The sequence below is a fragment of the Segetibacter sp. genome (genome assembly GCF_025963695.1).
In the GTDB taxonomy this organism is placed as follows: Bacteria; Bacteroidota; Bacteroidia; order Chitinophagales; family Chitinophagaceae; genus Segetibacter.
This window is the reverse complement of the sequence record NZ_JAOQAH010000118.1, coordinates 22,901-41,515: the sequence shown is the minus strand read 5'-3', so window position 1 is coordinate 41,515 and position 18,615 is coordinate 22,901. Positions and strand designations below refer to the sequence as shown.

Annotated in this window: 13 protein-coding genes; 4 read left to right on the top strand and 9 right to left on the bottom strand. The window is 41.0% G+C overall.

The window, feature by feature from the left end; all coding sequences use genetic code 11:
• Positions 1-1,094: mannonate dehydratase (locus tag JWR87_RS19745; protein ID WP_297823538.1), on the top strand; the 1,094-nt coding region annotated here is incomplete at its 5' end.
• Between the two features lie 208 nt (positions 1,095-1,302).
• Here JWR87_RS19745 and JWR87_RS19740 read toward each other — a convergent pair.
• From JWR87_RS19740 to JWR87_RS19720, 5 genes are all read right to left on the bottom strand, one after another.
• Complete coding sequence (locus tag JWR87_RS19740) at positions 1,303-1,554, bottom strand: hypothetical protein (protein WP_297823536.1); 252 nt, start codon at positions 1,552-1,554, stop codon at positions 1,303-1,305.
• Positions 1,555-1,614: 60 nt separating this feature from the next.
• Positions 1,615-2,811 carry a DUF3500 domain-containing protein gene (locus JWR87_RS19735; protein WP_297823534.1) on the bottom strand — a complete coding sequence of 399 codons (1,197 nt, stop codon included), beginning with the start codon at positions 2,809-2,811 and terminating at the stop codon, positions 1,615-1,617.
• A 392-nt stretch (positions 2,812-3,203) separates the two neighbouring features.
• Complete coding sequence (locus JWR87_RS19730; protein WP_297823532.1) at positions 3,204-4,295, bottom strand: spore photoproduct lyase family protein; 1,092 nt, start codon at positions 4,293-4,295, stop codon at positions 3,204-3,206.
• Positions 4,296-4,446: 151 nt separating this feature from the next.
• Positions 4,447-5,442 carry a DUF4249 family protein gene (locus JWR87_RS19725; protein ID WP_297823530.1) on the bottom strand — a complete coding sequence of 332 codons (996 nt, stop codon included), beginning with the start codon at positions 5,440-5,442 and terminating at the stop codon, positions 4,447-4,449.
• A 2-nt stretch (positions 5,443-5,444) separates the two neighbouring features.
• Positions 5,445-7,742, bottom strand: coding sequence for a TonB-dependent receptor (locus JWR87_RS19720; RefSeq protein ID WP_297823528.1), 2,298 nt, complete (start codon positions 7,740-7,742; stop codon positions 5,445-5,447).
• Positions 7,743-8,023: 281 nt separating this feature from the next.
• Here JWR87_RS19720 and JWR87_RS19715 point away from each other — a divergent pair, with 281 nt between their 5' ends.
• Both JWR87_RS19715 and JWR87_RS19710 read left to right on the top strand, forming a co-directional pair.
• Positions 8,024-8,398, top strand: a complete 375-nt coding sequence (locus JWR87_RS19715; protein WP_297823526.1) for a hypothetical protein — start codon at positions 8,024-8,026, stop codon at positions 8,396-8,398.
• A gap of 158 nt (positions 8,399-8,556) precedes the next feature.
• Positions 8,557-9,885: a DEAD/DEAH box helicase gene (locus tag JWR87_RS19710; RefSeq protein WP_297823524.1), complete on the top strand. Its 1,329-nt coding sequence runs from the start codon at positions 8,557-8,559 to the stop codon at positions 9,883-9,885.
• A 119-nt stretch (positions 9,886-10,004) separates the two neighbouring features.
• Here JWR87_RS19710 and JWR87_RS19705 read toward each other — a convergent pair whose 3' ends face one another.
• The 3 genes from JWR87_RS19705 to JWR87_RS19695 form a co-directional block, all read right to left on the bottom strand.
• Positions 10,005-11,288 carry a Gfo/Idh/MocA family oxidoreductase gene (locus tag JWR87_RS19705; RefSeq protein WP_297823521.1) on the bottom strand — a complete coding sequence of 428 codons (1,284 nt, stop codon included), beginning with the start codon at positions 11,286-11,288 and terminating at the stop codon, positions 10,005-10,007.
• Between the two features lie 662 nt (positions 11,289-11,950).
• Positions 11,951-13,027 carry a spore photoproduct lyase family protein gene (locus JWR87_RS19700; RefSeq protein WP_297823519.1) on the bottom strand — a complete coding sequence of 359 codons (1,077 nt, stop codon included), beginning with the start codon at positions 13,025-13,027 and terminating at the stop codon, positions 11,951-11,953.
• 203 nt (positions 13,028-13,230) lie between these two features.
• The gene (locus JWR87_RS19695; protein WP_297823517.1) at positions 13,231-14,727 is read right to left on the bottom strand and encodes an FAD-dependent oxidoreductase; all 1,497 of its coding nucleotides are present in this window, start codon (positions 14,725-14,727) and stop codon (positions 13,231-13,233) included.
• A 245-nt stretch (positions 14,728-14,972) separates the two neighbouring features.
• Between JWR87_RS19695 and JWR87_RS19690 the strand changes: the two genes are divergently transcribed.
• On the top strand, positions 14,973-15,893 hold the full coding sequence (locus JWR87_RS19690; protein ID WP_297823515.1) for a bestrophin family ion channel: 921 nt from the start codon (positions 14,973-14,975) through the stop codon (positions 15,891-15,893).
• Between the two features lie 45 nt (positions 15,894-15,938).
• Here the strand turns inward: JWR87_RS19690 and JWR87_RS19685 are convergent, their stop codons facing one another.
• Entirely contained in the window at positions 15,939-18,137 is a 2,199-nt protein-coding gene (locus JWR87_RS19685; RefSeq protein WP_297823514.1) for an alpha-galactosidase, read from the bottom strand.
• Positions 18,138-18,615: the final 478 nt, after the last annotated feature.

Genomic DNA, 18,615 nt, shown 5'->3' with positions numbered 1-18,615 from the left:
TTGGAGGGTTTACCTCTTCTATTGCCAGTTCTCCCATTATCACAGAAAAGGGTCATATTAAATCAGGTGTATCAGACCTGGCAAAAGATGCAGGTATGCAGGCAAGTGAAGCCTATTTCAGCGGAATGAATGATCGCAAGATTGCTTTGCTGAAACAAATGAATGTATTTGGAGCGGTGGGAGGAATAAATACAAAAATGGTCGGCTTAGATACGGCCCGGCCGTTTGAGGAAAGGTCTGTATTGGCGGTAAAGGAAGCATGGAGCAAAGTAGGATTAAATTTCAATGTAGTGGAAGGTCCGCCTTCACTGGGAGAAAAAACAAAACTTGGACTGGCTGGACGTGATGAAGAGATTGCAAATTTTATCACTTTAATGAAGAGTTTGTCCAAGGCTGGTGTTGATACAATCTGCTATAACTGGATGCCGGCGATTGGTTGGTACAGAACTGATAATGCCAGACCAGGTCGCGGTGGCGCTTTGATGACTGCTTTTGATTATGAAACTATCAAAAATGCACCGCCGACACAATATGGCCTGGTTACCAAAGAAACTCTATGGAAAAACCTGGAGTATTTTTTAAAAGCTGTTATTCCTGAGGCTGAAAAAGTAGGTATAAAACTGGCCATGCACCCCGATGATCCCCAGGTCGACAATATTAAAGGCATCTCCCGTATCATGACCTCTGTCGATAACTTTAAGCGTTTAATAAACCTTTATCCAAGTCCTAGTAACGGCATTACTATGTGCCAGGGCAATTTCTCTCTTATGGGAGCAAATATTCCCGAGACTGTGAAATACTTTGGAAAAAAGAAATTAATTCACTTTGTTCATTTTAGAAATGTGCAGGACCTGAGTGGAAAAATACCTAGCGAGGCTTTTACAGAAACATTTCACGATGAAGGCCAGATTGATATGTACAAAGCGATGGAAGCTTACTACAATATTGGTTTCAGAGGTCCTATAAGACCCGATCATGTTCCTACTATGGCAGGTGACAGCAATGAGTTTCCAGGTTACAGCACTATTGGGTCCCTTTTTGCCTGGGGTTACATAAAGGGTCTTATGGAAGCTGTCAGCAAGAGTAAGGCTTGATCGTTTGCTTCTTACCGCAATTTTGAAAAGTCTGATATCAATACTAAATAAAATGAAAATGCTCTTTTGCACCACGGTTTTTTCTGCTGCAAAAGATCATCTTAAGAAAGCGCTATCAAATTGTTTTGATAATAACTTAACTAGTTTTTTTACCAAGCCTCGTCCTACTTAATAACTTTTGTTGCGTCGCACTCTTGTACTTTTTATCTTAATTCAGCGCAATCCAGAAGATCAAAAAATTCTTTTCGTCCCTTAAAATTGGGCGAAGTGATGAAGGATTATTAGGTACTTGTTGATTCAAGTCTTCCAAAGGGCAAATTAAACCATTGATTGTAACAGGACAATGTCCAGTATAAAGTTTACTAGCTGCAATTTTATAAGACCCTTTGCTTTCTAATGCTTCAGGTTCTTTTGCTGTACAACTTTTCACAGTTTCCCGTGACAGTCCTGCCACCAGCATTAGTTTTAGTGATCCTATCAAAACAATTAAACGCCTAAGCCATGTTGCCGGTTCGCATTTTTATTGGTGATTGTGAGATTGTTCCAAATGTTGTTTTAATAAATCTTTTCCGTAGTCGTTTCCATTAGGTGTCCTAACTATTGTATGGATGTGATTTTTTGTTGCTTCACGACCTTGCCCCGGTATTCCGATCGGTGCCTGGTGGTCAAATTCTATCAATACTACAGGACTGTGAATGCGATAATAGAAAACAGCATCTTTATCGGTCTTACCAATCCAGGCAAACCATGTATTGTCTAAATGTTTTTTTATATCCTCCATTTTAACTTTGGCGTGTCCATTTTCCATATTAGAAATATACTGCTTTGCTAAATCTAATAATTTCCCTTTTTGTTCTACAGTCATTTGTGCTGTTGACAAGCCCTGAAAATCCACTGTTTTGCTATCCGAGAAAGCTTCTGCTGCAATATTATTTCTTCCTTTATCCAAGGATAAAGTAGCTCCTTTTTGCTGCTCAGCCGAAAGGGATTGCATAAACTTCAATCCAATATTTTGTTCGTCTTGAAAGATTACATTCCCTTTATATTTCCCCGAAGTTGTGATGATCGGTTCTCCTCCCATAAAGGTTGGTGTCATAACAACCTGGTCGCCTAAAATGAAATAATTGATAACCAAATGATGTCCATCTATTTGCCAGCCCCAGGCTTTGGTCATTGAGGGCTTGCCCATTATCGTAAAAAAATAAAGCTCTTCATCGTAAATTGGGTTATCGTTGTTCAGCTCTCTCAAAGTTTGATCAGTTTTCATAATATCCTTACTTAGTTGCAAACCCTTGGCACTTAATGCCCTTTGCATAAGCTGAAACGCAAATTTTCTTTGTTCTTTGGTCATTTCTTTAATACTAACTCCCTGCCGTCTGTACAAACCATTGTCCACATTTGCCCACTTTTGCCATTCATTATTTTGAATGTCAAATTGCGTTTTTGCTAATTGTTCTTTGTTCAGCGATTTTAAAAATATTTCACCTGCCTTTTTAATCGGTTCCGTGGTTACTCCTGTTGATTTAATTGGGAACAATCCTTTTTCTATACCCTTTGAGGTAACTATCCCCTGGTAAGGTTTGTTTAAATTGTCATTTTCCGATTTTCTAAACCTGTCATTCAAGGCGCCGTAGACAGGTTGAGCAATAGCTTTGTTAGTTTGCCCGCATAGAATTACAAACATTGAAATAATAATTAGGGATACTGTTTTTTTCATTTCTTGTATTTATTATACTGTGACCAGACCGGTGGCAAGGTTAAAGCGATTATCAAGTTATGCCATTTGAAAAACTTCAGGTTTAATAAAATCCCCATTACCACTGCAAAAGTTTTGAGATGTGCTATTTCACGGTCACCAACGCTGTAAAAATGGCCATGCTTTTTGTCTTCCAATGTACTGCAAGTTCCTTTGCTGTGCAACTTCTCACAGTTCCCTGACACAGTCCTGCTCCCCGCACTAGATTTAAGTAATCCTATCGGAACACTTAAACCCCTTTGCAGGTGTTCTTCAGCTGAAACCTGTACAGAAATCTTTAAATAAACAGCAGCTTTTTGCCACTGGTAGAAATGATGATTAGTTCACTGGCAATGATCGCTTTGAAGTCGCCTCTACGTCCAGTACAAAATCTCTGCTTCCGGAAATTTCTTATTGATCTCACCATAGAAGAATGCTTTCATTTCCTTCATGGTATCTTTTGTATAAACATACTTGGTTCCGCCAAACTTGTTCAACTTTTTAGAACGGTTTTCTTCATTCATTTCAAGGCTTGTGTTTGGGTACCATTCTGTAAGCACTTGCTTTGACCCCGGGGTAAAACGGTGAGTGATTAACTCAAAGGTCAGGTTAACCGGAAAATCAAGGTGCTGCCTTAATTCATCCAGGAGCACACCGTATTCTTCCTGCCAGTTTTCGATAGGCATTATTGGAGCAAGCACAACGCCAATAGGATAATTGCCTCCGCCTTGGCAGCGGGGAAGTGCCAGCTTTCTCAGGGCTTTTATCCGGGCAGAGATAGAAGCTGTACCACCTTCAAGCCGGCGACTAATGGAATGAGCGTTTAGACTGATTCTCCAACGGCTATTACCATTATGATCTAAATGGAGCAAAGGATCGACTGCATCAAACTTGGTAACGAACCTTAAATGTTTATTGTCCTGCTTTCCGAAAAACTCGATTGTTTCAGCAAGACTGCCGGTAAGATGTTCAATACTTAGTGGATCAGTATAACAGCTTGCTTCAAAAGAGGTAGTCTTATTGGGAAGTTTGTAATTCTGCGTGTTGTTTAAAATCAAAGGCAAATTAGCGAATACACGAATGGCAGGAGGCCCCTGTAAGCTACCAGCGAGGTAACAATACTGGCAATGAGCCGGGCACCCTTCTGCAAGGTGGAACTGGAAATCTGCAGACGGTGGAATAGGACGAAGCCTGAAAGCCGACGGTGAAGCATTCACAATAGCCAAAGTACTTTTGGCAAGTTTATAGGTTTCTCTTTCTGTCTCCCCGCGCAATCCTGTTACCCTGTTGTTCTTCAATATTTCAACGGGAAGGTTGTACTGCTTAACCCGCTCTAATATCTTTTGACCAAAAGGTTCATCTAATGCATCGGGAGTAAACAGAACTCTTTTAGGCATCCAAAGCTTAGCAGGTTTTTCGGGGGAAATTGTTATATCTGTAGGTAGAAAAGCATCTGAAATTTGCATGCACTGATAACACAATTCATAATCCGTTTGTTGCCATTTGCCATGCTGTCATATGTAAGAAAGCGTTAAAGTAAATTGGAACAACGAGAGACGTAAAACGATGGCGGAAATAACAGATTTTACCGAACTAAACGTTCAAAAATCAAGCGCTCTACTTTATAATTATCGTCCTGGAATTCAAACTTAATCCGCTAAAACAACCGGTAACATTGTTTCCGGTCATGTTGGTTTTTAGCGTAACCGGCGTGGCAAAAGGCCCGTTGTTATTTCGGGCTTTGCTGTAAGTGTCCCAAAAATTGTAGACATCCCGTGTTACACTTGCCATGTAATAATTTACTGTATCTCCGACAAGAAAACCACGCGGATGAGTAAGATGTATTTCTTGCCCGTTTGTAACGTCATCAACACCAAAAGCCCGGCTTCTTGATATTCCTCCCCAACCAAAATTGTGTCGATTTTCGGGGTGTCGATAATAGTAAAACTGGGTATTATTTAATGTGTCGGGATCTTTATAGTGATTTGTAATACGAAACTTCAATTTGTTGTTGTCTTCGGTGTCGCGGTACGAATAACCGGCTGTAAGGCTATCAATAGGTACAGGCGTCAGCAAGGTAGTAACCGCAGTATATTTATTTAAACCCGCAGAAATTTCGAGAAGGTAACTTTTACCAGGAACCCCAATTAACGCACTTTGAGGATTGGTTACCAGGCGTGGATCGAAGTAAACACCCTTTCTAAAATTAGCAGGAACGATAGGTAGATTAGCCTCCGACATTTGAACTTTACTGGCAGGGTTCCAAACATATTGTTGATTAACCAGCTCGCCTTCGGTTATGGTAACAGTGGCATTAGAAACAGCTGTGCTTTGAAAATCGGTTGAAAAGTATTCGAGGCTGCGACTTAGTACAACATAGTTGTATTCGCGCATTTGGTTGTTGATATAGGCTTCTACAACCAACAAGGGTTCGCCATTATTTAGTTTGATATCAATGTTTTTTTCACAGGCTGTAAGGCCCACGCAAAACATGAATGCTGCTATGAAAAGTTGTAGTGGAACGGAGCGTCGCAACGGAAGTCTGATATTCGTGCTACTGCTGACCAATAAAAAAAGACTTCGCACAGCTTGCCTAACCAATTTGTTTTTCATGGTTAAAATTTAAAGTTCCATGTTACACTAGGTACAATGGGAAAGAGATACACCTGTTTTCCCTGAACCGTTTTTTTCTCGTCATCGACCTCGATATAGATGAAATATGGGTTGGCGCGGCTGTACAAATTGTAGATGCTGAAGTTCCAACTACTTTTAATACGTTTTGTACTATTTGGCTTGCGGGTATAGGTGAAAGCTACATCCATTCGGTGGTAAGCCTGCATACGGTAATCGTTAATCTTGTCGTACTGGTTAATGTTTGTAAAAATGGGTTGGCGGTCACCCGGATTGTAACCAAGATTATAAGTAAAGCGACCTGTAGGCATTGTAAGTGCATTGCCCGTACCATACACAAAAACAGCAGAAGCTTCCCAATGGGTATTGATTGGATAATTAGCCACGATGCTGAGATCGTGTGTGCGGTCGTACCGGTATGGAAAAGATTTACCGTCGCCCAGTTGTGCAAATTTTCTCTCTGCCCGACTAAGCGTGTAACCAACCCAACCCGTTAATTTTCCTTGTTTTTTTTGCACAAACAGCTCTACTCCGTATGCCTTACCTGAACCAAAAATCATTTCACCTTCCAGGTTTTGATTAAGCAGCAATTGAGCACCAGGCCTAAATTCTATCTGGTTGTTCATGACCTTGTAATACGTTTCTATGCTTGCTTCGTAAGTGCTGTTTTTGAAGTTTTTAAAATACCCCACTGACACTTGTTGGGCATTGGAAGGCTTAATAAGCTCACTGCTTGGTACCCAAAGATCGCTGGGGAAAGTAGCCCCACTTGTAGTGGCTAAATGAAGGTATTGAATAGTGCGGGTGTAAGATGCCTTGATGCTGGCAGTGTTTGGTAACTTATATAAGATGCTCAGCCTGGGTTCAGGATAATGATATTTGGCAATGCTTTGCCCTTTTGAAAATTGTTGTACTTCGCCTGTTGGTATGCCATCGTTGTCGTACGCGATTCTTCGCGTTGGTCCTACCTGGTTAAAATAACTGTATCGAAGACCTGCTATTATGTTGAGATCGGGAGTTACATTGACATCAGAACTGATGTACGCTGCAGCTTCCCTTGCATATTGATCACTCACCTGCGATTTAAACTCCTGGATACCGGAAGTAATTCCTCCTGCACCCGGCTTAAACCGGTGCCAGATATATTGCCCACCTGCTTTAAGTTTTAGCCAGTCGCTGTGGGTGTACAGCCAGTTTGTTTTTAGTTGCTGGTCTTGTAACCCCGAAGTGAACAGAAAAGTACTTGCCGGGGCACCAAAGCGACTATCAAGTGTAAAGTTGTTGAAGACAACAGATGTTTCATGATTCAATTTCTTACTTACCTGCTGCCTCCATGAAATGCCTGCAAGCGTGTTGCCCCAATAAGTTTGGAACAAAGTACTTCGACCGGCTGGCTGTGTGCGGCTATTGTCGAAAGAAAACCTGTCGCGTCCTGTATATAAAGTAAAAGCAAGGTGATTATTACTATTGACAATATAGTCAGCTTTTGCATTGATGTCGTAAAAGTAGTAACCGTTACCTCCCACCCTTTCCGCTGCAACTACACGTGCCACCTGGTCTATGTAGGTGCGTCTTGCACTTATGATGAAAGAAGATTTCCCTTTAACCAACGGGCCTTCCACGGATATCCTGCTTGAAATTAAGCCTATCCCCCCGCTTCCTTTTATGGAGTCCTTGTTACCGTCTCTTGTATCGATAGCGATTACGCTACTTAACCTACCCCCGTATTCGGCCGGAATACCTCCTTTTATTACTTCTACATTTTTAACAGCTTCACCGTTAAAAATACTAAAGAAGCCGAGTAGGTGATTTGGATTGTAAACGGGTATTCCATCAAGCAAAACAAGATTTTGATCGGGACCACCGCCACGTACATATATACCTGCACTTGCCTCGCCGCCACTCTTAATCCCCGGCAGTAATGTGATTGTTTTTAACGGATCAATTTCTCCAAGTACTACCGGTATTTTTCGTAGTTGGGCTCCGCTAATGGTTTGTACGCCTGTTTGGTTCCGTACAACATTATGACTGGTAGTTACGGTAACATTTCCCAGAAGGCTTGCCCGCATTTGAAGGACAATGTAGATGGTGGTATCGGCAGTTGTAAACAGCTTGAGCGCATAAGGATGGTGGTTAACAGAAGTAACGGCTAGATTGGTTGTGCCTGCGACTATTGCAAAAGTTCCTTTACCCGTTGAGTCAGTTTTAAATTTCTTTTGATTGATGCTGATTGTAGCATTTGGCACTTTATTATTAGAGACATCCGATACATTAACGGACAAGCTAATGGTCTGATTAAAAGCAGAAACGGACAATACTAAACAAATTATGGTAGTAGCTATCTTAGTCCGGGGTCTGCGAGGTAGCATAGGGTCTAATAAGTCTGCAAATTATCGGAACAGTTTTGCTTCAGTTGTTACAAATAAGTTAACAGGAAGAACCACTCTACTCCTCATATGGCACTTTATCCCTTACCTGGGGCTTATTACAACTAAATGTGGCAGAAAAGCAACTTCAATATTATAGGGTATGGTTGTTGCCGCCTATTGTCAAAATAAATAAAATGTCTAAGAACAAAAAACAATTTGGCGTTTGGATGGATTCTCATCAGGCGATTGTTGTTGGTAGAGAAAATATTGATACAGGAAACTTTGTAATACTTGGACATGCCAAAGTAAATGGCCAGGACAAGAACTCAAATGAAAATGCAGCAAATAATTCAGAACAGGGTTCAATGCAAAAGTTATTTAAGGAAATAACCTCCTTCATGCAAAATGTAGATGAAGTGCACGTAACAGGAACAGGAACAGCACAGGAACAGTTTATTCGTTTCATGTCAGAAACTCCGCAATTTAAAAACGCCGTTGCTAAAGAAAGCACTTCCAATAAAATGAGCGATGAGAAATTGCTCGAGTTTATGTCAGAAAAGTTTAATTAGCTTTTTTAAGCAAATTATTCAAAATGAGAAAAGCCGCTTTACATCTTTACAGCGGCTTTTCTATTTATAAGCAAATCAGACTCACTGATACTTCCATCATTAACCGTTAGTTCCCCCTTCTTTACACTTACCCTACCTTTGCCCTTTATTTACTACCTATGACATTTAAGGATTTTAATCTCAATAAACAACTTGTAAATGCACTTACTGATCTCGGCTATACAACTCCGACTACCATACAAGCAAAGGTTTTTTCTGTAGTAATGAGTGGTGCGGATGTGTGCGGAATAGCTCAAACAGGAACGGGCAAAACGTTCGCCTATTTGCTTCCACTTTTAAACCTTTGGAAATACTCAAAAGAAAAAGACCCGCAAATACTCATCGTAGTACCTACCCGCGAATTGGTAGCGCAGGTTGTGGAAGCTGTAAAAAAGTTAACTCCTTATTTAAGCCTTGATGTTATAGGTGTTTACGGAGGCGCAAATATCAGTACACAAAAACTGGAGTTACAAAATGGGTTAGATGTGTTAGTGGCTACGCCAGGCAGGTTATTTGATCTGGCAATGGCAGGAGCCTTTAAAGTAAAGTCGATAAAAAAGCTGGTAATAGATGAAGTAGATGAAATGCTAAACCTTGGTTTTAGAACGCAGCTAAAAAACATATTAGACTTATTGCCGGCCAAACGGCAAAACCTGTTATTCTCCGCAACCCTCATAGAAGAAGTGGAAGATTTAATGAATGCTTACTTCAACGAACCTATAAGAATTGAAGCCGCACCTGCAGGAACACCCGTTGAAAACATTATTCAGACCGCTTACGAAGTACCAAATTTTTATACCAAAGTAAACCTGCTGAAATTGTTGTTGGCAGAAGATGAAACGATGACCAAAGTATTGGTTTTTGCCGCGTCAAAAAAGCTGGCAGACGAACTATACGAAGAACTCGAACCTGATTATCCTGGCATCGCCGGAGTTATACATTCTAATAAGGAACAAAATCATCGCTTCAATACTGTTAAACAATTCAAGGAAGGAACTTATAAATTCATTATTGCAACTGATATCGTTGCCCGTGGTATCGACATTGCAGAAGTAACACATGTAATTAATTTCGATCTTCCCCCTGTTCCTGAAAATTATATTCACCGCATTGGCCGAACTGGTCGTGCAGACAAAAAAGGCATAGCGATCAGCTTTATTACAGAAAGGGAACAAGAGCAAAGGGAAGCAATAGAGAGTCTGATGAAGTTTCAAATTTCCACGGCTACCCTGCCATCACACTTGCAAATATCCTCGCTGCTTACCGAAGATGAGCAGCCGAAAGTGTCTACAAAAGAAATACAGATCAAGGTGCCTAAAAAGGAAGAAAGAGGTGCATCCTTTCATGAAAAATCGGCTAAAAACAGCAAAATAAATAAGAAGGTTAGCCGGAGAGATCAGATGAAGAAAAAGTATGGCAAGCCCATTACAAGACGTGGCAAAAGATAAACGTCATTAATTCTGCTTCTTTTTTATGTAGCCTACCTGTATCGCTTGTACGGGCATTGTTGCGTCGCACACTTGTACTTTTGTTGCTTTTTTCAGCCGCTTTGCCATATTTCTATCCTCTACAACAGATCCCACTTCTTCCTGTATTCCCGATGCAGGTAGGTGTTGGCTTCTTTATCATCTCTAAACTTTTCTCTCTTGCTATTCCAGTTTAATTTCCGGTTAAGGCGATAAGAAATAAGACCGAGATGCATTGGCAAAACCATCTTTCTTGCATATTCAAGATTAGACTCTGGTTGTATTCTTGATTTAACTGAATCTACAAAGTTTTGCTGGTGACCCGGAGACCGCACTATTGTAATTGGAACCTCAGGAATATCTGTAACAGTTTGCCCGTTAATAGTAATCTCCCGTGTGTTATAATCACAAATCAGGGTGCCTTTGTCACCTTCAAAATATGCACCAATGTGACGCTTTGCAGCTCCTGGTACATTGGGGGGTAGGTGTGTCCAGTAAAGATTAAGGCCTTCAAATTCATAATCTACATCTACCCATAAAGGTGCATCGTCGATTCCTTTTGACGCTTCACCCCTTGCATAAATTGATTTTAGTCCCTTTGGTTCTACCGACCAAAAAACCACGTCGGCAATATGACTCCAAAAGTCGGCAAACACGCCACCTGAATAATCTTTAAAATACCTGTAAGTAAAGTGACATCGTTGAGGAGTGTAATCGACATAAGGTGCTGGGCCAAGCCACATGTCCCAGTCAAGAGTTGGCGGCGGAGCCTGGATAACAGCAGGACCCAGTTCCGGCGGCAAACCTGTTTTCCATAACCGTACTGTATGTACATTTCCAATCGCTCCGCTGCGAATAATCTCTACAACCCGGTGATAGTTGTCGGTGGCATGTATTTGAGTACCCATCTGAAATATGCGCTTATGCCGGTTTAAGCTCTTCAACATTCGTTGCCCTTCTTTCACGTCGTAAGAAAGAGGCTTCTCTCCATACACATCCTTGCCGGCCTCAAAAGCAAGCATTGCTATTTGTGCATGCCAATGATCGGGAGTGGCACAAGTAATCGCATCAATGTCTTTACGATCGAGCACCTGCCGAAAATCTGCATACCCTTGCGCCTTACTACCAGGGCGAAGCGTTTCAAGGGTTTTCATAGTAGAACTCAAATGATCCTGGTCAAGATCACAAAGAGCGACAATATCTACTTCAGGCAAACCGGCAAACCATTTCAGGTGGTTGTTACCCATTCCACCAAGGCCAATATGCGCTATTCGCAACTTATCGCTTGGTGCTACTTTTCCAGCAATAGCCGGAAGGAAGGCAAGGCTAAAAGCCGCGGCGCCGCCCTGCTTAAGAAATTGTCTTCTGCTGAAAGCATTATTCATTATTCAATTTTTCAAATGATTACAATCGTTATGGGTTTCAAGATACCAATAAATCTAATAAAGCTTTCAGAGGTATAAAAACAGTTTTAACCAATTTTCAAAATCGACCGATTATTTCAACGGCTATTTTATATTCATAATGTAAGCAGGATTGAAACCACCTATAGAAAACAAATAAGCATCCTTTCATTGTAAGCTTTCCCCAGGCATTTGGAGTATGACGACAAAAAAATCTTCCACCTCATGTAGTCTTAGTATTTTTTCTCCCTGGTGTAGTATGGCAAAAAAACAACCGAAGTAGGGTGCCATAATGTTTCAGCAAACGGAACTATACCCGCCTGTTCGGGTGCGGGTACAAGTACAACGCCGACAGGCTAGCCGGCAAAAAGGAAACATTTCATAGCAGGGGCAATACCGAATCACCTCCTGCAACGCTTAATTATATCTATTAATAAAGTGCGGGTTAGAACGGGGGTTATTTAAGACAACAGTTCTTGCACAAGCGACAATCAGCCGGTTGGATTCGTGGGCGAAGGAACTTTGAAACTTACAAAGCAGTTTCTGAAACAGCGGTTGGAGTCGCGTTGCAAGAACGAAGCCCAGGGCTTAACCTTTTACCATGAATTAGGGCGCGGCCAAAAATGGGTGTTGAAAGATTTAATTTAAAACGCATACCTAATAGGGCAATATGGCATTTCCTTATGCACCATATTTACTAATGTATCTACCAGCTCAGATTTTAGTCCCCGCTTATATCGCACGTTTCTTCCGCCTGTCTGGCTATATTTCACTTCCTGTATTTCTGGTCTCCATAAAACTTCTTCAGCCTTAGGATGCCAGCCCATGTTCACCTCGTGCAATTGCTCGTTGTGCGTAAGAAAAATAATTTCAGCTATCAATTGCTTCTTGCTTTTTTCATTCAGCTTGTCATTTATTTCATCAAAAACTAACTGCCAGTCATCAACCCATCCCTCATAAAAAATGACGGGCGCAAAGTTTACGTTCACTTCGTAACCTGCATCTACAAAATCGTTGATCACATCTATCCTGTCACTTATCGGTGTTGTTCGTACATCCACCAACTTACTCATCTTGTGAGGCATCAGGCTAAAACGAATTCTTGTCTTCAACTGCGGATCGTAAGTCAGCATTTCCCTGTTTACAAACTTCGTCGCAAAGGTTAGTTTGGCATTCGGAATTTCTTTGAACAGGTTCATCAGATCCTTTACATTATCACTAATAGCTGCATCAGCACTGCAGTCACCATTCTCCCCTATTTCATACACCCAATATTTATCATCAATGTGGTCCGGTGCTTTCAACTCACCCTGCTTTGCGGCATGTCGGCGCAGGTAGTTTAAAATCTGCTCAATATTTACAAAGACGGAAATTGGGTTGGCAAAACCTTTACGACGCGGCACATAACAATACGAACAAGACATCGTACAACCATTCGACTGAGAAGGAGCAACCCAATGAGAACTTCTGGTGTTAGCTCTGCAACTCAACGATTTCTTTGTACCCAAAACAATAATATTTTTCTTAATCCTCGTCCAGTCTTCTATTGATCCCTGGTTTCCATGAAGCTCAGGTATTTTCCAATGAGACGGCACTTCTATCAGTTTTGCGTCGGGATATTTTGCCAGTATTTCCAGCCCACGTTTGTAATTTCTCACTTCCGGTTCAAGGTAGATTTCTTTTATTTGAAGCAGGTCATCTACAGTTTTATTATGCAGCATTATATAATAATATTATTGTCGTTAACGGTATCAGGTAACAAAAGGTTTACTGTTTTGCCGAAAGTTGTATGTTCCTCTCTTGTTATTCTAGTCAGCTCTACTGCACTTGCAAGAAGCAAGATGTGCCACACCTGTAAGGTATGGCACATCTATCCAGGTAACAGGAAACCGGCAACTTGCAACACGCAACTTGCCCAACTTCTCTAAACCATCACTTTTTTCAATGCCGTATAAGCCGGCCCTTCCAGCACTTCACCATCTATTGAAAATCTGCTTCCATGGCAAGGGCAGTCCCACGATTGCTCTACTTCATTCCAGTGATTAATGCAACCCATGTGTGTACACACTGCTGATACAACATGCAGCTTTCCTGTTGAGTCACGATGAACGCCGCATTTCTTACCATCTACTTCCATCACTTTACCCTGGCCGGCGGCGACCTCTGAAAATTCACCAGCTTCATTTTTTGTAAACCGATCTTTTACAAATTCAAATGCAACATTTACATTTTCCTTAATAAAATCTTTTGCAGAAGCCAGCGGCGTGATGCGTGAAGCATCGTAGGTTTTAGCCCATTTATTTTCTTTTCCCAAAATCTGGTCAGAAATAATCATCGAGGCGAGCGTTCCATAAGTTAAGCCGTCGGCCGAAAACCCGGTAGCGATATAAGTTTTTGAATTACCGGAACTCAAGCCGATATAAGGTATCCCATCTGCGGCTTTAAACTGCTGTGCTGACCACTTAAATTCTACCGACTTCACATCATAACGCTCACGTAAAAATCTCTCCAGGTTGTTGTAACATTCGTGGTTATTATCTTTTTGCCCTACTTTATGAATTTCCCCTAAAACCATCAGGATTTTGCCCTTTGAAGTCTCGTACGTCCGCATGGAATAATGCTCCTGGGCTAACATATCCCACCAAACGCCGTCAGCAGGATAATTTCCATTTAAGGTAACACCGACAGCGTATTCCCGGTACGGCCCCATATTCATATGCACCGCATAAATACCTTTTGGGCTGTGGGTTGCCATAATTACTTGCGAAGCTGTTACCTTTCCGCCGGCAGTAGATACTGTACATGGTTCGCCTTCAGTTACATCGTCTACTTTGGTTAACTCGTAAATAGAACAGTTGGGTGATTGAATCTTCTTCGAAAGCGCTTTTACATATTCCAAAGGATTAAACTGCGCCTGTCTTTTTACGGTAAAACCTGTTTCGACATTTATAGGAATTGCAAAATTTCGAGTAACAGTTAACCCCGCCTCCTCTGCCGCTTTTCTCTCCTTTTCCACAAAAGATTTTCCGGCTTCGCTTTCAGCAAACAGGGTCCACGGCACCCGTTTAAAGTCGCATTGAATACTCAAATCTGTAATTACTGTCTCAATAAAATCAACCGCCGCAGCCCTTGACTGTACGACCTCTTTTATTTTTTGCTCGTTGAACTTTGACTTTAGATTGTGCAATCCCGGGCTGCCAATAGTACAATAAAGGTTACCGGTAGAAGATCCTGTTGCGCCTTCACCAATTTTTCCGGCTTCGAGCACAGCCACTTTTTTACCCGCCTTTGATAAAATATGGGCTGCTGTTAGCCCCGTAATCCCGCCTCCTACGATTGCTACATCAACGGTAATATCAGTGCGAAGCGGGACGAATGAAGTTTCTTCGGCTTTGTCTTTCCATATTGAAATACTGCTCATACATTAGAGTTTGATGATGTGGAGGGAACAATCAGATATGTAAAAATGTTTATTTGTATAAAAGTAGTGCCAGTAGAATCTTGAGTAAATAACAACACAAGCTGCCAGCGTTTTTGAGAAGAAGTTGTTGAAATGAAACAGTTATGGAATGAAAATTATTCCAACAGCATGAACAATCAATTCAAAAAAGAAGCCTTTTAATATTACACTTAACCGTCCTTTGCACAGGCAATCTTTAGAAACTTATGATCATCCGGGATAAACAAAACTGGTTTAAACTACTTTTTGTCTGGAAAGAATCTGTACTACCAGAGATCCTTCCAAGGCTGATTGTGCTTTTTATGCTCTCTGGTTTAGTGGTTTATTATCATGGTACTCTCTGGCATTATAAAATTCCCCTAAATGCTGCACCCTTTACTTTAATAGGCGTTGTTTTGGCCATATTTATTGGTTTTTATAACAATGCCAGTTATGATCGTTTTTGGGAAGGGAGAAAATTATGGGGATTGCTGCTTATTGATACCCGTTCGCTTTGCCGGCAAGCCATAACTTTTAGTGGATATTCTCAGGATTCTCCGGAAATCAAAGGTTTTGTTCACCTACTAATTGCCCTTGTATACACACTAAAGCATCAACTAAGGAAAACGGATGCACGAGAAGATTTGCAACGTTTATTGCCGGCATCACTTAGCAAACATGTTGAACAAGCACATTTTAAACCGGTTATTTTAATGCGGGAGCTTGGCAAATGGATTCAAACAGCAAAGCAGGAAGGAAGAATAGACTCAATAACGGTAGCGGCGTTTGATGACAACTTAAACGGCCTTTCAAACATAATTGGAGGATGCGAAAGAATTGCAAGTACGCCAATTCCGTTTACCTACAAAGTACTTTTGCACAGAACCGTTTACCTGTACTGCTTCTTACTGCCTTTTGGTCTCGTTGATAGTATTGGTTGGATGACACCTATTATAGTCGTATTTATCTCTTACACTTTTATGGCTTTTGATGCAATAGTAAACGAAATTGAAGAGCCATTTGGTGAAGCGCCAAACGACCTTGCATTGAATGCAATAAGTAGAATGATTGAAGCTACATTGAGAGAAATGGCGGGAGAAGACATTACTGCACTGACCACAAAAAAGCCACAAATGATCGTCGATTGATCCTTCGTGGCTTTTTTATTAATTTCTAATGAGTAGGTAAAGCTTCTATCTCGCTTCCTCTATTTGCAAAACTACACTCATCCGGTTTGCACTCACTCCCGGGTTGTAACCGACCGTCATCAGGTAATCGCCCGAGTAGCTGTTATTTGGCCGTTTTCCCACACGAGGCTCCTCGTAAATATTGATCTCTCTTACTTTATATTTTTTACCGGCGTCCAAACCTTTCAGCCTGATCGGCGACAAACTACCGTTACCGTATCGGTTGCTGGTTATATAATTAAACATTACAGCGCTGTCTTTCGACTCGTTTACATACATCAAAGAAGCATAGGAATTTTCCCGCGGATCTGCAAGGCGATACAGGTCGCCATGCCAAACAATGTTTTTGATTGTATCATATGTTTTAACTGCCTTTTGTGCAAATTCCAAATCTTTGGGAGATAGCTTACTTACCACAATATCAAAACCAAGCTTACCCATCATTGCTACGTCGGTGCGATATTTAAGCGGTTGCTTTCCCCAGTCTGTAACGTGGTTACTATGCGAAATGGCGGGATAGAAATAAGAATATTCATACTGAATAAATATCCTCTCCAGCGGATCAGTATTGTCGCTCAACCAAAACTCGTTGAAGTATTTTAGCGCCCCATAGTCAACTCTTCCGCCGCCGCCTGAACACAGCATCATCTCCACTGTAGGATATTTAGCTCTTACCCTATCCAACACTTTGTAAAGGCCCTTTACATAATCGACATATAAATGCGATTGCTTTTCAAGAAAAGAAGAATATGCATTGTAAATAACCGCGTTACAATCCCACTTAATAAAAGCGAGATCAGGGTTTTTAGTAAACAGGTTGTCTAAAATTCCAAAAACAAAATCCTGCACTTTAGGATTGCTTAGATCGAGCACCAACTGGTTGCGATATAAATGTTCCTCGCGGTTGGGTTGCTTAATCACCCACTCCGGATGTTTTACATACAAATCACTTTTTGGATTCACCATTTCAGGCTCTACCCAAATACCAAATTTCACCCCATTGTTTTGTGCTTCTTTTACCAGGAAACCAACACCATGAGGAAGCTTTTTTACATTTTCCTGCCAGTCACCCAAACCCGCCCTATCATTGTTCCTGGGATAATTATTCCCAAACCATCCATCATCCAATAAAAACAGGTCAACCCCCAATTTTTTAGTGTCCTTCAGCAAACCGGCCAAAATGGGTTCATCAAAATTAAAAAATGTGGCTTCCCAGTTATTTAACAAAGTCATCCTGCTTCCTTTGCCGTCATACAGCTTGTAATTTCTGGCCCAGCGATGCAGGTTGCGGCTTGCTTCCCCGGTTCCTTTATCCGAAAAAGTAAATACGAATGCAGGTGTTTCAAACTGTTGGTTTGGCTTCAAGGCGTACTCAGAAGCAAATGGATTTATGCCCGCAATCAACCGAAGATTATTCAATGGATCTACTTCCAGGTCTACTTTAAAATTTCCCGACCACTCCAGTTGCCCCAATAAAACTTTTCCCTCATCCTCTGTAGCCGGCTTATCTAATGAAACCATAAATGTCGGTGGCTGGTACAAATGAGACCTTGTCCCTAACTTAGAATCCAACACTTTTATCCCGGCGGTTAAACGCGTTTCTTCAGGTTGCATTTCTTTTGCCCAATCACCATGAAACTGCTTCAGCCAGTACTGGTCGGCCGTTAGGTATAAATTTGCTGAGGCAAACTTCTGTAAAGTCACATTCCCCTTTTCTTTGTTCTTAATAACGGCCCATTGCTCCACTACATCTTCCTTATAATAAACTTTAAAAAACAAACTTACTTCCAGCGCATAAGCAGAGTCTCTAAGCAAAATAGTTGTAACCGAAACATTGGCGTCAGTCTTTTCAACAGCGCTACTTACAAAATGTAAATCGAGCGAAGTATTCCCATTTGCATGAGTTACCTCAATTGCAGGTTCTACAAGGTTGCGCGAACCTGCAGGTGTATAAGCCGAATTTAGTATGCCAGAGTAATCATCCCCCCTTTTATACATAGGGCGTACAAACCTATACTCACTTGTGTCTTTTAGTTTCGTTCCAAAGTAGGCGGTCGACACCCTTAAGTCGTTTCCCACTTGTAATGCAATAACGTTGTGTTGACTTTCTATTGTAATAATCTGGCTTCTTTGTGCAAACAATGTAGAAACGAAAAACGTAAGCAAAACAGATAGCGTACGTTTAGGAGACCTGCAAACAATCATTTTAATAAGTTTTGAATTTGTAATTTTTTAAGCACGAAAAATTCGTCTCAATACTTTACCCCCTCTTTAAGAAGGTAAGTTAAAAGGAAAAGGATAAGCTATTGGTGTCTCGTTTTGCTTATCCTTTTCCTGCCGGGAAAGTTAGGGATTAGTAACTTCTTTGAGATAAATTAATACGCCCGTTTTTTCTGGCCCTAAAAAAAAGCTAGCGAGTAGAACAGCACAATTTTGAATTGTATAAAACGCAAATGCTTAAAGAGCTTCTACCAAATGTAGGGTATTGAAAAAGAATATAAAATTGAAGACTCTCATATAAACAGACAGTAGAGAAATGGTTAAGACAGTTTATGTGAAAAGCAGTGTAACAAAGTATTTTTTCTTATGTGTCACACATTAGTATAACTACGAAACTTCTGTTGCGTCGCACCCTTGTACATTTTATCGCTATGCTCCATCGTAAGTCTTAAAAGCTTCATTA

What these genes read in the sequence shown, in the direction of transcription:
- JWR87_RS19690 (WP_297823515.1), top strand. Translation starts at nt 14,973, where the DNA reads ATGATCATCCGGGATAAACAAAACTGGTTTAAACTACTTTTTGTCTGG.
- JWR87_RS19725 (WP_297823530.1), bottom strand. Translation starts at nt 5,442, where the DNA reads ATGAAAAACAAATTGGTTAGGCAAGCTGTGCGAAGTCTTTTTTTATTG.
- JWR87_RS19730 (WP_297823532.1), bottom strand. Translation starts at nt 4,295, where the DNA reads ATGCAAATTTCAGATGCTTTTCTACCTACAGATATAACAATTTCCCCC.
- JWR87_RS19700 (WP_297823519.1), bottom strand. Translation starts at nt 13,027, where the DNA reads ATGCTGCATAATAAAACTGTAGATGACCTGCTTCAAATAAAAGAAATC.
- JWR87_RS19685 (WP_297823514.1), bottom strand. Translation starts at nt 18,137, where the DNA reads ATGATTGTTTGCAGGTCTCCTAAACGTACGCTATCTGTTTTGCTTACG.
- JWR87_RS19735 (WP_297823534.1), bottom strand. Translation starts at nt 2,811, where the DNA reads ATGAAAAAAACAGTATCCCTAATTATTATTTCAATGTTTGTAATTCTA.
- JWR87_RS19740 (WP_297823536.1), bottom strand. Translation starts at nt 1,554, where the DNA reads ATGCTGGTGGCAGGACTGTCACGGGAAACTGTGAAAAGTTGTACAGCA.
- JWR87_RS19710 (WP_297823524.1), top strand. Translation starts at nt 8,557, where the DNA reads ATGACATTTAAGGATTTTAATCTCAATAAACAACTTGTAAATGCACTT.
- JWR87_RS19715 (WP_297823526.1), top strand. Translation starts at nt 8,024, where the DNA reads ATGTCTAAGAACAAAAAACAATTTGGCGTTTGGATGGATTCTCATCAG.
- JWR87_RS19695 (WP_297823517.1), bottom strand. Translation starts at nt 14,727, where the DNA reads ATGAGCAGTATTTCAATATGGAAAGACAAAGCCGAAGAAACTTCATTC.
- JWR87_RS19705 (WP_297823521.1), bottom strand. Translation starts at nt 11,288, where the DNA reads ATGAATAATGCTTTCAGCAGAAGACAATTTCTTAAGCAGGGCGGCGCC.